This window comes from Paucilactobacillus oligofermentans DSM 15707 = LMG 22743, assembly GCF_001434315.1.
Classification (GTDB): domain Bacteria; phylum Bacillota; class Bacilli; order Lactobacillales; family Lactobacillaceae; genus Paucilactobacillus; species Paucilactobacillus oligofermentans.
This window is the reverse complement of record NZ_AZFE01000031.1, coordinates 1-14,230: the sequence shown is the minus strand read 5'-3', so window position 1 is coordinate 14,230 and position 14,230 is coordinate 1. Positions and strand designations below refer to the sequence as shown.

Annotated in this window: 13 protein-coding genes; 9 read left to right on the top strand and 4 right to left on the bottom strand. The window is 35.4% G+C overall.

Features of this window, described 5'->3' with window-relative positions:
- Positions 1-21 precede the first annotated feature (21 nt).
- Positions 22-2,247, bottom strand: coding sequence for an ATP-dependent Clp protease ATP-binding subunit (locus FC70_RS03680; RefSeq protein ID WP_057889663.1), 2,226 nt, complete (start codon positions 2,245-2,247; stop codon positions 22-24).
- A 229-nt stretch (positions 2,248-2,476) separates the two neighbouring features.
- On the opposite strand from FC70_RS03680, the gene FC70_RS03675 reads away from it, so the two are divergent.
- The 3 genes from FC70_RS03675 to ptsP all read left to right on the top strand — a co-directional run bounded on the left by FC70_RS03675 (position 2,477) and on the right by ptsP (position 4,774).
- Entirely contained in the window at positions 2,477-2,659 is a 183-nt protein-coding gene (locus FC70_RS03675) for a hypothetical protein (protein ID WP_057889662.1), read from the top strand.
- A 130-nt stretch (positions 2,660-2,789) separates the two neighbouring features.
- Positions 2,790-3,056, top strand: a complete 267-nt coding sequence (locus FC70_RS03670; protein WP_057889661.1) for a phosphocarrier protein HPr — start codon at positions 2,790-2,792, stop codon at positions 3,054-3,056.
- Positions 3,056-4,774, top strand: a complete 1,719-nt coding sequence (ptsP, locus tag FC70_RS03665; protein WP_057889660.1) for a phosphoenolpyruvate--protein phosphotransferase — start codon at positions 3,056-3,058, stop codon at positions 4,772-4,774. Before FC70_RS03670 ends, ptsP begins: the two co-directional genes overlap by 1 nt.
- Before the next feature lie 130 nt (positions 4,775-4,904).
- On the opposite strand, the gene fucP is transcribed toward ptsP, so the two are convergent.
- The gene (gene fucP, locus FC70_RS03660; protein ID WP_057889659.1) at positions 4,905-6,257 is read right to left on the bottom strand and encodes an L-fucose:H+ symporter permease; all 1,353 of its coding nucleotides are present in this window, start codon (positions 6,255-6,257) and stop codon (positions 4,905-4,907) included.
- Positions 6,258-6,323: 66 nt separating this feature from the next.
- Positions 6,324-6,719, bottom strand: a complete 396-nt coding sequence (gene rbsD / locus FC70_RS03655; RefSeq protein WP_057889658.1) for a D-ribose pyranase — start codon at positions 6,717-6,719, stop codon at positions 6,324-6,326.
- A gap of 352 nt (positions 6,720-7,071) precedes the next feature.
- Between rbsD and rbsK the strand changes: the two genes are divergently transcribed.
- The 5 genes from rbsK to FC70_RS03630 all read left to right on the top strand — a co-directional run bounded on the left by rbsK (position 7,072) and on the right by FC70_RS03630 (position 12,331).
- Complete coding sequence (gene rbsK, locus FC70_RS03650; RefSeq protein WP_057889657.1) at positions 7,072-7,989, top strand: ribokinase; 918 nt, start codon at positions 7,072-7,074, stop codon at positions 7,987-7,989.
- Between the two features lie 24 nt (positions 7,990-8,013).
- Positions 8,014-8,718: a ribose-5-phosphate isomerase RpiA gene (rpiA, locus tag FC70_RS03645; protein ID WP_057889656.1), complete on the top strand. Its 705-nt coding sequence runs from the start codon at positions 8,014-8,016 to the stop codon at positions 8,716-8,718.
- A 360-nt stretch (positions 8,719-9,078) separates the two neighbouring features.
- A complete protein-coding gene (locus FC70_RS03640; RefSeq protein WP_057889655.1) occupies positions 9,079-10,281 on the top strand; it encodes a glycosyltransferase family 4 protein in 1,203 nt (400 codons plus the stop codon).
- 2 nt (positions 10,282-10,283) lie between these two features.
- Positions 10,284-11,306: a glycosyltransferase family 4 protein gene (locus FC70_RS03635; RefSeq protein ID WP_057889654.1), complete on the top strand. Its 1,023-nt coding sequence runs from the start codon at positions 10,284-10,286 to the stop codon at positions 11,304-11,306.
- Positions 11,307-11,308: 2 nt separating this feature from the next.
- A complete protein-coding gene (locus tag FC70_RS03630) occupies positions 11,309-12,331 on the top strand; it encodes a lysylphosphatidylglycerol synthase transmembrane domain-containing protein (protein WP_057889653.1) in 1,023 nt (340 codons plus the stop codon).
- Between the two features lie 57 nt (positions 12,332-12,388).
- Here FC70_RS03630 and FC70_RS03625 read toward each other — a convergent pair whose 3' ends face one another.
- Positions 12,389-13,561 (bottom strand): pyridoxal phosphate-dependent aminotransferase, encoded by a 1,173-nt coding sequence (locus tag FC70_RS03625; protein ID WP_057889652.1) that lies wholly within the window; start codon positions 13,559-13,561, stop codon positions 12,389-12,391.
- A 78-nt stretch (positions 13,562-13,639) separates the two neighbouring features.
- On the opposite strand from FC70_RS03625, the gene FC70_RS03620 reads away from it, so the two are divergent.
- Positions 13,640-13,888 (top strand): YkuJ family protein, encoded by a 249-nt coding sequence (locus FC70_RS03620; protein ID WP_057889651.1) that lies wholly within the window; start codon positions 13,640-13,642, stop codon positions 13,886-13,888.
- The last annotated feature ends 342 nt before the right edge of the window (positions 13,889-14,230 follow it).

Sequence of the window (14,230 nt, the reverse complement as noted above, 5' to 3'; positions counted from 1 at the left end):
CCAGAGATTCCTCTTTAATTGTTATTTATCTATTTCAATTGCTGTTGAAGTAGTGGTTGCATTTTCAATTGTAATCTCGCCATCAACAATCCGTGCATTTAAATTCTTAATTTTAGGATTATCAATCACAAAATCAGCAACTCGATCTTCGATTTGTTCCTGGATAACACGACGAAGAGGTCGTGCACCCATTGCTGGGTCATATCCTAATTCAACTAATTTATCTTTAACTGGATTAGTAACGTGGATGAATAAATCACGATCAGCCAACATTTTATTAACATCATCAATCATCAAACCAACGATTTTTGATAAATCATCTTTAGTTAATGCATTAAACTCAACAATGCCATCAAAACGATTTAAGAACTCTGGTTTAAAGTAGTCGCCAAGTTTAGACATTACAGAATGAGTTTCACCAGCCGCATCTGCGCCGAAGCCGACACTGACAACGGCATCGCCAGATCCTGCATTAGAAGTCATGATGATAATGGTATCTTTAAAGCTAACTGTACGACCTTGAGAATCAGTCAAACGTCCATCTTCGAGAATTTGTAAAAACATGTGCATTACATCCGGATGGGCTTTTTCAACTTCATCTAAAAGAATTAAACTGTATGGATGACGGCGTACCTGTTCAGTCAATTGACCAGCTTCGTCATAACCAACATACCCAGGAGGCGAACCAATCAATTTTGACGTGCTGTGTTTTTCCATATATTCACTCATATCAAAGCGAATCATGGAATCAGGTGATCCAAATAGTTCTTTTGCAAGCTGACGAGCAGTTTCCGTTTTACCAACCCCAGTAGGGCCAACGAATAAGAATGATCCAATTGGACGACCAGATTTGTTTAGACCAATACGGTTACGACGGATCGCACGCGTTACTTTATTGACAGCTTCATCTTGTCCAATAATATTGGCTTCGAGATTTTTATCCAGGTCCTTTAGTTGTGACTGTTCTTGTTTTTGCAGTTCACCAACCGGAATGCTAGTTTTTTCTTCAACAATTGTTTGCATATCTTTTTCAGTAACCGTAGCTGATTGATCAGTATGATTTTCTTCCGCATCTTTTTTCGCAGTTTCCAGTTTAGCAACTTGGTCACGATAAAAGGCGGCCTTTTCATAATCTTCATTATCGAGTGCTTGCTGCTTATGCGCTTCAGCGGTATGAATCTCATTTTCAATCGTAGCTGGATCAGCGGTCTTTAAAGTTAAGTTCTTTTTTGAGCCGGCTTCATCAAGCAAGTCGATTGCCTTATCTGGTTGGAAACGGTCTTGAATATAACGTGCTGATAACTTAACTGCAGCATCAATTGCCGCGTCAGTATACTTTACATTATGATAGTCTTGATAGCGTGATTGGATTCCTCGAAGGATTTGAAGCGTTTCTTCAATAGAAGGTTCATTTACTTGTACTGGTTGGAAACGACGCGCTAAGGCAGCATCCTTTTCGATTTTACGGTATTCATTTAAAGTAGTAGCTCCAATTAATTGAAATTCACCACGGGCGAGGGCAGGTTTAAGGATATTTCCGGCATCCATGCCACCTTCGGCATTACCAGCACCCATAATTTCATGGATTTCATCAATAAATAGGATTATATTGTCGTTTTTTGAAACTTCGTCCATTAACTTTTGAAGTCGTTCTTCAAATTGACCACGCATCCCGGTTCCTTGGACTAATGAAACAACATCTAATCGAATAACTTCTTTGTGAGCTAGTTTAGCAGGTACCTGACCAGCGATAATGGCTAAGGCAAGCCCTTCAACCACGGAAGTTTTACCAACTCCAGCTTCACCAATTAAAACAGGATTATTTTTAGTACGACGATTTAAAATTTCAATAACACGATTAATTTCTGCGTCGCGACCAATAACGGGGTCGATTTTACCTTGCTTAGCTTGATCAGTTAAGTTTAGTCCAAATTGAGCTAAGAGACTGTTGCCACCATTATTACCGCCACGTCCATTTTGACTTGGTTGTTTGTTTGACTGTGCTTGAGAGAATTGTTGTTGATTTTGTTGTTGAATGGCGCGCAACATTTCATCAAGACTCCCGAAGCCAAATTGGCCATTATTGTTATTATTATCCATATTGTTACCTCCAATATTTAAGAAGTTTTGTGTTTGTTTGAGTTGTTGATAACAGTTTTGACAGAGGTCAACTTGAATCTGCTCATTATTCATTGATACTTGAAGATGAATCGTAGCTGGATTTTGTTGACAATTTTGACACAACATTAAGTGAACCTCCTTTATAATTGGTCAAAAAATATTTTGACCTTCTTTGACCATTGGTTATATTATACATGCATTTATTTTGAATGCAAGTGATTTGTATTACACCTACATCTCTTGCTGGGTATGTGTTTCTAAGCCATCAATAATTAAAAAAATTTCTTGGTTTTAGTAAGCTAAAATCGTAAGTAATAATGAATTTCTGGTATAATGTTACTCAAGGGGGATGACGATGAATAAAGATTATAATCAATTGCTAGAACAGCTACGAGCTGGAGAGATTACTGAACTTTCAATCGAAGCAAGTGAGTTTTTAGAATTTCAATCAATTTTTCACGCATACGAATATCGAAAAAGAATTAAAGGACAGGCAATGCGAGGCGGTCAAATTATCTATCGGATGGTTGAAAACTAGCTAAATAAAACGTTTACATTATTTAACTTGAATTTAACGCTTACAATTGATAAAATATTAACAAACGAGAACTGTTTGTCCATAAAAGTGGAGTTCTCATTAATTTATACTCTTGAAGGAGATTGATATCATGGAAAAACAAGATTTTAACGTAACTGCAGAAACAGGAATTCACGCACGTCCAGCAACTATTTTGGTACAAACTGCATCAAAATTCAGTTCAGATATTACACTACAATATGATGGAAAAGGTGTAAATCTTAAATCTATCATGGGTGTTATGTCACTTGGTGTTGGCCAAGGCGCAGCTGTTACAATTTCAGCTGAAGGTACTGATGAAAAAGATGCTATTGCAGCTATTTCAGAAACAATGAAGAAGGAAGGTCTATCTGACTAATGTCAAACCAAATCAGCGGAATTGCTGCCAGTAATGGGATTGCAATTGCTAAGGTTTACATGTTAGTAGATCCCGATTTATCTTTTAAAGAGGTAACTATAACGGATACTAATCGTGAAGTCGAAAGGCTTCACGATTCGTTTAATGACTCAAAAAAAGATCTTGAAATTATTAAGCAACATGCAATTAAATCATTAGGTGAAGAAGAAGCCGAAGTCTTTGAAGCACATATTACAATTTTGGCAGATCCTGAATTAATTGGCGCTATTGAAACTAAAATCAATGACGAAAAGATTAATGCAGAATCAGCAGTTAAAACTGTAACCGACATGTATATTGGAATGTTTGAAGCAATGACTGATAATACCTATATGCAAGAACGTGCTGGAGATATTCGAGATGTTACAAAACGAGTAATGAGTCATTTATTAGGGGTAACATTACCAAGTCCCTCATTGATTGATTCTACTTCGATTGTCGTTTCTCATGATTTGACACCAAGTGATACTGCACAACTAGATCGTCAGTTTGTGAAAGCTTTTATTACTGATATTGGTGGTAGAACTTCTCATTCAGCAATCATGTCACGGACTCTTGAAATTCCAGCGATTGTTGGAACTGGTGATGCCACTACTTTGATTAAAGATGGTGACATGGTAATTGTTGATGGTAACACTGGGGATATTATTATTGATCCTTCTGATGATGAAATTAAACATTACCAAGCCGAAGCTGCCAAATTCGCAGCTGAACAAGCCGAATGGAAAGCTTTAAAAGATGCTAAGACGGTTAGTGCGGATGGAAAACATTTTGACATTGCTGCTAATATTGGAACGCCAGATGATTTAGCTGGGGTTGTTGATAATGGTGGGGAAGCAATTGGACTCTTCCGTTCAGAATTTTTATACATGAATTCTGCGGAACTACCAACTGAAGACGAACAGTTTGAATCATATAAAAAGGTCGCCGAAGGAATGAATGGCAAACAAGTTGTTGTTCGAACTATGGATATTGGTGGGGATAAACATTTACCTTACTTGCCATTACCAGATGAAATGAATCCATTCCTTGGTTACCGTGCAATTCGAATTAGTTTGGATCGTCAAGAAATTTTCCGGACACAGTTACGTGCGTTATTGCGTGCGTCTAACTACGGAAAAATTGCAATTATGTTCCCAATGATTGCAACAGTTAATGAATTTAAACAAGCTCGTGCAATTTATGATGAAGAACGACAAAAGCTTATAGATGAGGGTCAATCAGTTGCTGATAATATTGAAGTTGGAATGATGATGGAAATTCCAGCCGCAGTAATTATTGCTGATAAATTAGCTAAATATGCTGATTTCTTCAGTATTGGAACTAATGATTTGATTCAATATACATTTGCTGCTGATCGTGGTAACGAACATGTTTCGTACCTATATCAACCATATAACCCATCATTACTTCGTTTAGTTAAGCAAGTAATTGATACTGCTCATGCCGAAGGCAAATGGGCTGGGATGTGTGGCGAAATGGCAGGAGATCAGATTGCAGTTCCAATTTTAATGGGACTTGGTCTGGATGAATTTTCAATGAGTGCCACATCAATGCTTCAAACACGTTCATTAATGAAGCGTTTGAATACAGAAGATGTTAAGGTGCTAGCTGAAAAAGCACTTGAAGCCGAATCAAATGAAGAGGTTCAAAAGTTAGTTGAAAATTCTTGTAAATAATTCACATATTTAAAAAGCTAATTCTTAATTTTAAGAATTAGCTTTTTTTTGATGTTTAATAAAAGAATAAATAAAAATACCAACTAATATTCGTAATTGAATATTAGTTGGTATTTAGTTAATTACTAGCTTAAATATTTTTTTGAAGTTTTTCATTACGGTGTTCTAGGAAGAAGTAAACCGTGATGAAGACATAACATAGAGCTGGAACGATGAATGAAAATTGCATTGAACCAGATAAATCAGAAACAAGTCCTTGAACAAATGGCATGATTGCACCACCAATTAATGACATAACGATGATTGCACCAGCTGTTTCTGTATGTTGCTTTTCAGTAACTGTATCAAGAGTATGAGCATAAATGGTTGGCCATTCAGGTCCAAAGAAGAAACTAGTTAAGACAGCAGCATAAACAGCAGTAGCATTTGGAACCGTGAAAGTAACAACTAAGCAAAGAACACCAAGGGCTGAGAACCACGTTAAGACTCCCGTACTACTGAACTTAGTCATGAATACGTTAGCAACTAACTTACCAACAAACCAAGCAACGTAACTAAAGATCATAAAGGTAGCAGCAGCACTATCAGACAAGTGAATTAAATTCAATGCTAGTCGGATTGTAAATGACCAAACAGTGGTTTGCATACCAGCATAGATAAATTGAGCGAAAACACCTTTTTTAAAGCCAGTGTTTGACCAAAGATATTTGATTGTTTCTTTAAGGCTTGGTCTTTCTTCTTTAGCTTCACCGTCTGCTGAAACAGCAGCAGTAGTAGCTTTAGCATGTGGCATTGGTGTAATTGCCAAGATAACTAGCATGACAAGAAGAACAATCAAGATATACTTGTATGGTTGCAAAGTAAGTTGCAACATCTTTTCGCCATAGGCAACACGTTCGGCACCGTGCATACTAGCCATTTTTTCAGATAAACTACTGATCTTACCAAAGATCAAGTATTTACCTAAGACGATTCCCATGATGTCACCAAGTGGGATTAGTGTGTTAGCAATGTTTAAACGCATTGTTGACCATTTTTTAGGTCCAAGCATTGAAACGTAGGTATCACACGAAGTCTCTAAGAAACTTAATCCAACTGCAATTGCAAAGATAGCAACTAGGAACATGCTATAAGTTGCAAATTGTGATGCAGGGAAGAAGATTGCACAACCAAGAATGTAAAATACAAGTCCGGTCATAATAGCGATTTTATATGAACTCTTTTTAATAATTAGTGATGCTGGAATGGCAATTAAGAAGTAACCACCATAGAAAGCTGTTTGAACGAAAGCAGTTGATGCATCATTTAATGTAAAAACTGTTTTAAATTGTGTGATCAAAATGTCGTTTAGACTGGCAGCACAACCCCACATAGGAAAAATAAGTGAGATGATAATGAATTGTAGTAATGGGGTTTTATTTAAATACCCATCAGATAGTTGAGTCCAGCTATGTTTTTTGGCTGGTTTAATAGTGTTTTCCAAGATTCTTGTTTCTCCCTTATGCTTGTATATTAGTGAATAATCCGCTTACAAATTTGTTATAGTAGCTTAAAAAGTTACGCCAGATTCTAAAATAATGTTAGAAAATGGGGTCATTTCACCAGTTCGAACAAATGCATGCGTCTTTGAAAGGCTCTTCTTTAAATCTGTATGTGGCATGAATTCAATTTCGATTCCAGGTAAAACTTCTTTAATAGCAGTAAGTTGTTCTGGATTCTTAGTTTTGATTTCATCAGCCAAATAAATCTTTTGGACTTCAAGTTCACTGATGATGTTTTTCAATACATCAATGAAGCTAGGAAGGTTATTTGTTAAAGCTAAATCAATCTTTTCAGTATCAGCAGGAACTGGCATTCCAGCATCACCTATACTAAGCCAATCCATATGTCCCATACCGGCAATTACAGTTGACAAGTGTGAATTTATTACTGTGGTTTTCTTCATGTATCGTAGTACCTCCTGTGAATATAAATATAGATAAAACGTTTTACCTAGCAAGTAAAACTTTTAAAACAACATGAAAGATAATATCATTTATTGGAAACGATTGCAACCACCTTTTAAGGAAGTAAGTTAAAATTGTCACATAGTTTATGGTAAATATCAGCATTTGAAAACGTTGATATAGTAGGGATTGTATGCTTAAACAACTAAGTAGATTTTAATAAAAAAATAAAAATATATTGGCAATTAATTCGAGGTATGATAATATATTTTGTTGAAAACACGTTGTTATTTTATAACACGTAAAACGTTTTACTTAAAAATAAAATTTAACACTCAAGGAGATTCACTCATGTCAAACACAGTTACAGTTCTAGGAAGCTTAAATCTTGATACAATTGTCACAATCAAACGAATTCCACAACCTGGGGAAACAATTTCCTCTGCTGATAAGAGTAGCGCTGCTGGTGGTAAGGGTGCTAATCAAGCGATCGCTGCTGTTCGTGCTGGTGCCAAGGTTAACTTTATTGGTAAAGTCGGTAATGATGATGCCGGTAAATTTATGGTTAAGAGTTTAAGCGATGACAATGTTGATACCAGTAATGTTTCTAAAGATGATAAGGTTGGTACCGGTTCAGCAATTATCCTATTAGATGAAAATGGTCAAAACAGTATTGTGGTTTATGGTGGAACTAATCAAGAAGTAACTGGTGAAGATATTGCAAGTGCCCATGCGCAAATTAAAGAATCAAATTTCTTGATTGCTCAATTTGAAACGCCACAAGCTGCAGCGCTGGAAGCATTTAAGTTTGCTAAAGAAAATGGTGTTACTACTATTCTGAACCCAGCTCCAGCGGATTCAATTTTACCTGAACTTCTACAATATACTGATATTTTGGTTCCTAATGAAACTGAAAGTGAAACTTTGACTGGAATTAAAGTTACTGACGAACAATCAATGTTAGAAAATTTTGCTGCCTTTAGAAAAATGGGCGTTAAAAATTTAGTAATCACAGTTGGAGATAAAGGTGCATTTTACGCAAATGATACAGATCATGCATTTGTACCAGCGTTTAAGGTAAATGCCGTGGATACTACTGCTGCCGGTGATACTTTTATTGGTTCACTTAGTTCACAATTAACTAGTGATTTAAGCAACATGGAAACTGCAATTTCATTTGCTCAACGTGCAAGCTCAATTACAGTTCAAGGAATGGGTGCAATTCCATCAATCCCAACTTTAGCTCAAATTGAAGAAGCTAGTAAATAATTAATTGCATCGGAGGATAACTAAATGGATCAAAACGAATTAAAACAAATGGTTGGTAATGAAGCCGTTAAATATATTAAAAATGGCATGATTGTTGGACTAGGAAGTGGGTCCACAATTCGTTACATGGTAGATGCTTTAGGCAAACGAGTACACGATGAAAACATGGATATTGTTTGTGTTTCCACGTCAAAATTTACTGAAAATCAGGCACGTAATTTAGGTATTACGGTTAAAGCAATTGATGAAGTTGATCAAATTGATTTAACGATTGATGGTGCTGATGAAATTAGTGATGATTTTAACGGTATTAAGGGTGGTGGTGCCGCTCACCTTTGGGAAAAAATTGTCGCTATTAATTCAACAACCAATATGTGGATTGTTGATGATAGCAAAATGGTTCATCAATTAGGTAAGTTCCCATTACCAGTTGAAGTGATTCCATTTGGCTCAAAACATCTATTTGATAAATTACAAGCTAAGGGATATCAACCGGAATTCCGAATGACTGATGGAAACTATGTCTTAACTGATTCAGAAAACTATATTATTGATTTACATTTAGACAAAATTGATGATGCTCATGCCTTAGCAGATGAACTAATCAGCATGGTTGGGGTAGTTGAACATGGATTATTTTTAGATTTAGTTGATTATGTAATTGTTGGGACACCAAACGGAATTGAAAAAAGTACACGAAATGGTTTTGATTTTGAGCAACTTGGATAAGTTAAAACATTAAGTATTTAACATTGGCTACTAGTTCTTCATTGAATATGAAGGGTTAGTAGCTTTTTTATGGATAATAATATGTTTAACATTGGGTTAAGACGAAGATATAACTTGGGCTTTAGACAGGGATAAGACTATAATAATTGTCGATGAGCAAATTAAGTTATTTAATGAGATAGCAGTCTACAGATGGTACGATATTTTCCAGATATAAATGATTTGGAAAATCGGTGTAACTGCGATAAAATGATATAATTGTGTTTACGGTTGAATTGAATTTACAGCACACATTTAGTAGAATTGTAACTAGATTAATTCAAATTAATGCGTAGCTAACGAGACTGGAGGAGTAGAAAATTGAACATTGGGCTATTTACAGATACATATTTTCCACAAGTCAGTGGAGTAGCAACGTCTATCAAAACTTTGAGAGATGAATTGCGTGCGCAAGGTCATAATGTGTACATCTTTACGACTACAGATCCAAAAGTGGGACCAGAAGATGTTGAGCCAGGTGTTTATCGCTTTGCCAGTGTACCGTTTGTTTCGTTTTCTGATCGTCGAATTGCGGTTAGAGGTCTTTTTAAAGCGTATAAGCTTTGTAAAGAGTTAGAATTAGATATCATTCATACGCAAACTGAATTTTCATTAGGATGGATGGGTAAAGTTACTGCACGCTCATTAAAAATCCCATGTATTCATACTTATCATACAATGTACCAAGACTATCTACATTACATTGCTAACGGACGGATTTTAAAACCTCGTAACGTTAAACAAATGGTTAATGTGTTTATGATGAATATGACGGGAATTGTGGCTCCTAGTGAACGGGTACGGACAACGTTAACTGGATATGGAATTAAAACGCCCATGCGGGTAATTCCAACTGGGGTTAATTTGGATCGTTATGGAATCGAGCATAACGAAACGCAAATTAAATTGATGCGTGAACAACTAGGCTATACAGCAGAGACTCCAGTGTTATTATCATTGAGTCGATTAGCATTTGAAAAAAACATTCATGAACTAATTGAAGCACTACCGGATATGTTGGAATCTGAACCAAAGATTCAACTATTGATTGTCGGGGATGGACCAGCAAGAGAGACGCTAGAAAAGCAAGCGGCACAACTTCAATTAGCTGGGCATGTGACTTTTACTGGTGAAATTAATAATAATGATGTTCAAAAATATTATCAGCTAGCTAATGTATTTGTATCAGCATCTGATTCTGAGTCGCAAGGGTTAACTTACATTGAAGCATTAGCATCTGGATTACCAATTGTGGTGATGAAGAGTCCATATACAATGGAGCTAATTGACGATCCAGCAATTGGCGTTAACTTTGAAACCAAATCACAATTAGTAACTAGTGTGTTGCAATATTGTGGATCAAATTTTACTACAGAAGATAATGCCAAACGAAATGCCAAATTAGATGAGATTTCAGCACAAACATTTGGAACACGTGTAATTCAATTTTATAAAGATAGTGAAATTGAATTTGCTAAATCAGCACGTGAACCAATTAATTTATTTAGAGGACCACGAGGGTAGTTATGATAAAAATTACGATGTTTTCATCAGCCAATAAAGTTGCAGGACAAGGGGTTGGTAGTGCGTATGTTGAATTAGTTAATTTATTAAATGAACGTTTTAAAGATGACTTTGATATTAAAATTAATAAGTTGCAACGCTCTAAAATTAGCCACTACCATACGATTGACCCCCAATTTTTCTTGTCGACATTATTACCTGGGCGTGGTCGAAAAATCGGATATGTTCATTTCCTTCCTGAAACATTAGAAGGAAGTTTAAAAATACCACAACCATTTAAAGCAATTTTTTATTGGTACGTGCTTACCTTTTATCGCCGAATGGATCATATCGTGGTGGTTAATCCTTCATTTATTAGTAAATTAGAAGCGGTTGGGATTGATCGCGGGAAGATTACTTATATTCCTAACTTTGTTGATCCAGATAAATTTAGTGAATATACTACTGATCATAAAGCAGCAATTCGAGACGAACTTGGCTTTGATCAATCAAAATTTATGGTAATGGGTGCTGGCCAAATTCAAGAACGTAAAGGAGTTAATGATTTTATTGAATTAGCTCGACGTAATCCAGATATGCAATTTGTTTGGGTGGGTGGCTTTTCGTTTGGTAAAATGACAGACGGTTATGCAGAACTTAAAAAAGTAGTTGATAATCCACCAGTAAATTTAACTTTTCCAGGGATTGTTTCTCGTGAAAAAATTGTTGATTACTATAATATGACAGACTTGTTTTTATTACCTTCATATAATGAATTGTTTCCAATGTCGGTATTAGAGGCCTTCAGTTGTGGTACGCCAGTGTTATTACGCGATTTAGAGTTATATCGGGCAATCATTGATGGCTATTATGAAGCGGCAACTGATGTTGATGAAATGAATCAAAAAATTCAATTATTACAAAATAATCCTGCAGGCCTTCAGTTCCTACATGATAAATCGGTAATTGCATCACAAAAATATTCTAAAGATAATCTAGCTAAAATATGGCATAAATTTTATGAGGAACAAGCAAGAGAGGTATAGTAATGTCAAGACGAAACAAACTTGTTTTAGTTTTAATGTTACTCGTTGGAATGGGCATTTTTGCTTACTCACTGCGTAAGGTTAAATTAGCATCGCTAGTCCATGATTTTCAGACATTGCACTGGGGATGGCTGTTAGTTGCATTAATTTGTATCATTGTTTATATATTGATTGAAGCATTAATTGTTAAATTATTTATGGCAGATCGTGATACAGAGTTTACTTTTAGGGATGCAGTTAGAGTGCCATTAGTCGAACAACTATTTAATGGGATTACTCCATTTTCAACTGGGGGACAACCAGCACAATTAATTGCGATGATGCAATCAGGAGTCGATGCTGGTCAGGCAAGCTCAGTTTTGTTAATGAAGTTTGTTATTTTTCAAAGCATGATTGTAGTTAATTTTTTAATTAGTCTTGTAATTGGCTTTCACTTTATTGCGGAAAAATTGCAGGCTTTGTCACTACTCGTCATTTTAGGATTTGTCTTTCATTTGGCGGTAGTAATTGGCTTATTAATGATTATGTATTGGAATAGTATGACTAAGCGGTTGGTTAATTTATTTATTATCCCAGTCAAGTGGTTTCGTTCTGAAGATAAATTTAACTCAGTTAAAGTTAATTTAGATGCTAAAATTGATAGCTTTTATCGGGAAAGCTTAAAAATGAAGCATGAAGGATTCAAATTAGTTAAAGTTGCAGTCATGACGTTAGTACAATTAATCTTCTACTATTTGATTCCATACTTTATTATGCTGTCGTTAGGAATTAGTCACGTTAATGTAATTATGGTAACAAGTTTGCATGTCTTAATTGTAATGATTATCTCGTTATTTCCAATTCCTGGTGGCTCGGGTGGGGCAGAGTATAGCTTTACTGTCTTATTCTCAAGCTTCATTACTGTAAATAGTAAGTTGATTTTAGCCATGTTACTATGGCGGATTTTAACATATTATTTCGGGATGTTTGCGGGGATGTTTGCATTAGCAATTGAACCAAAGAGAAAACATAAAATTAGTGATTAAAAATAAAGAGGATGACTACACAACCAAATTGGTTTGTAATCATCCTCTTTTTACGTGTTATTTATTTGAGTCCATGTACGTTTTTAGTCGTTTCATCGCTTCATGTAATTTAGATAAGTCGGCAGCGTAACTAATTCTGACGTAGCCTTCACCTTCGTCTCCAAAAGCGTGGCCAGGAATAATAGCTAAGTGATTTTTCTGGGCTAGATCTTTACAAAATGCCATCGAGTCTTGTAGATAACCATTAGGAATCTTAGCAAAGATATAAAAAGCACCATCTGGGCGGGCCATTTCAAAGCCCATTTCCTTCATCTCACTATAGACATAGTCACGTCGTTTGAGATATTCAACGGCCATTTTTTTGCCGTCATCAATTCCGTTAGTTAAGGCTTCAACTGCTGCTTTTTGGACAATAGACGTAGCCGCAGTTACCATATATTGATGAACCTTACTAATTTCGTTAATCATTTCAACGTCTGCAAAAATAAATCCGATTCGCCAACCAGTCATGGCATGAGATTTTGATAAGCCATTAATAAGAATGGTTTGTTCTGGTAGATAACTTGCAATTGAAGTATGAGGATCACCATAGGTAAGTTCAGAATAGATTTCATCACTAACGACCCATAATTGATGTTGCTTACAGACTTTTACGATTGCTTCAATGTCATTTGGACGGTAGGTTACACCAGTTGGATTACTTGGATAATTTAAAATGATTGCTTTAAAATTCACTTTAGGATTTGCTGCAATGGTATCTTCAATCATTTCAGGAGTTAGAATAAAATCGTTATCGCGAGTGTTCATGCGGAATTCTTGTCCATGATAAAAATTAATTAAAGGCGTATAAGCAGAATAGATTGGTGCAGGTAGTAAAATACCATCACCAGGATTAATGATGGTTCCAAGTGCTGCAGCAATTGCTTCTGATGCACCGACGGTTGTAATAACATTTTCTGGTTTATAATGTAAACCATACTTTTTGTTTTGAAAGTCAGCAGCGGCTTGTCGTAGTTCGGGGATACCGGCATTACCAGTATAATGTGAGAAGTTATCATCGATAGCCTGCTTGGCAACTTTTTGAATGTGCTCAGGAATGGTGAAATCTGGTTCACCTAACGTAAGCTTTAAGATGTCTGGAATTGAACTTGTTGCTTCATCAAATTGACGGATTTCAGATACCTCGATTTTAGTAAGGGTTTCGTTTAAATCATTTCTAAATAGGCTCATTTGAAGATCTCCTTTATGTAAATTAGTTACAATTTTAGCATATTATCTATAGAAGTAAGTTATAAATGAGGTGAATTAATGAATCAGGTGTCTTTAGTTAAAATAATTAATCGGTTAGGTGCAATGCAAACAGATGTAAATGAGCTTGTTCAGGTTAGACGTTTTGAATTATTTGGTATTGAGCTATGTAAAGTTACTTATAAGCATGCTTCTGGTATTTATGAAGTTGAAGAGTATCGTCCGTACCAAAAGTTTGAATTTGATAATTCTGATTTAGCGGCTATTGAAATCTATGATTGTTTAGTTGATTTACAAACAACATTCTAAATTTAGAATAAAACCAAGATAAATGATAATAAATCACTAAATACGCTTGACCAGCTTGTGTATTCTTGCTATGATTGTTTTCGTTGTCAAAGAGTTCGTCAAGATATTTTAAGTTAATTAATTACTGAAAATAAATTACAATAATTAGTTGACTTACGTTAACTGTCTTGGTATGATTGTTCTTGCTGTTACAGGGGTTTGAGAGATTTTAATTATCAAATTAAATCAAAAAACTTGTTGACAGTGAAGTGCTTGAATGATAACATAATATACGTTGCTTAATTACGAATTAAGCAATCGAGTAGAACTTTGAAAACTGAATAAAGTTTCGACAAATCAAAT

What these genes read in the sequence shown, in the direction of transcription:
- FC70_RS03680 (WP_057889663.1), bottom strand. Translation starts at nt 2,247, where the DNA reads ATGTTGTGTCAAAATTGTCAACAAAATCCAGCTACGATTCATCTTCAA.
- FC70_RS03675 (WP_057889662.1), top strand. Translation starts at nt 2,477, where the DNA reads ATGAATAAAGATTATAATCAATTGCTAGAACAGCTACGAGCTGGAGAG.
- FC70_RS03670 (WP_057889661.1), top strand. Translation starts at nt 2,790, where the DNA reads ATGGAAAAACAAGATTTTAACGTAACTGCAGAAACAGGAATTCACGCA.
- ptsP (WP_057889660.1), top strand. Translation starts at nt 3,056, where the DNA reads ATGTCAAACCAAATCAGCGGAATTGCTGCCAGTAATGGGATTGCAATT.
- rbsD (WP_057889658.1), bottom strand. Translation starts at nt 6,719, where the DNA reads ATGAAGAAAACCACAGTAATAAATTCACACTTGTCAACTGTAATTGCC.
- rbsK (WP_057889657.1), top strand. Translation starts at nt 7,072, where the DNA reads ATGTCAAACACAGTTACAGTTCTAGGAAGCTTAAATCTTGATACAATT.
- rpiA (WP_057889656.1), top strand. Translation starts at nt 8,014, where the DNA reads ATGGATCAAAACGAATTAAAACAAATGGTTGGTAATGAAGCCGTTAAA.
- FC70_RS03635 (WP_057889654.1), top strand. Translation starts at nt 10,284, where the DNA reads ATGATAAAAATTACGATGTTTTCATCAGCCAATAAAGTTGCAGGACAA.
- FC70_RS03630 (WP_057889653.1), top strand. Translation starts at nt 11,309, where the DNA reads ATGTCAAGACGAAACAAACTTGTTTTAGTTTTAATGTTACTCGTTGGA.
- FC70_RS03625 (WP_057889652.1), bottom strand. Translation starts at nt 13,561, where the DNA reads ATGAGCCTATTTAGAAATGATTTAAACGAAACCCTTACTAAAATCGAG.
- FC70_RS03620 (WP_057889651.1), top strand. Translation starts at nt 13,640, where the DNA reads ATGAATCAGGTGTCTTTAGTTAAAATAATTAATCGGTTAGGTGCAATG.